Origin of the sequence: Streptomyces sp. GbtcB6, assembly GCF_019091475.1 — a bacterium.
Taxonomy (GTDB): Bacteria; Actinomycetota; Actinomycetes; order Streptomycetales; family Streptomycetaceae; genus Streptomyces; species Streptomyces hyaluromycini.
Map to the genome: position 1 here is coordinate 1 of NZ_JAGXJL010000542.1, position 229 is coordinate 229.

Genomic DNA, 229 nt, shown 5'->3' on the forward strand with positions numbered 1-229 from the left:
ATGCGCTGCGCACCCTGTTCGCCGAGGTTCTGGACCTGGAACCGGGCCAGGTCGGTGTGGAGCGGAGCTTCTTCGAGCTGGGTGGTGATTCGCTGCTGGTGATGCGGTTGATCGCGCGTATCCGGTCCGTCCTGGAGGTGTCGGTGGGCGTCCGTGAGGTGTTTGCGGAGCCGACGGTGGTTGGGGTGGCGCGGTTGGTGGAGGGTGCTGGGGTGTCGGCGGGTGTGGT

At 67.2% G+C, this 229-nt stretch carries 1 protein-coding gene; it reads left to right on the forward strand.

Annotated features, from left to right (window positions below):
- The coding region (locus KVT45_RS55920; protein ID WP_217562812.1) for a phosphopantetheine-binding protein at nt 1-229 on the forward strand (229 nt) is incomplete at both ends.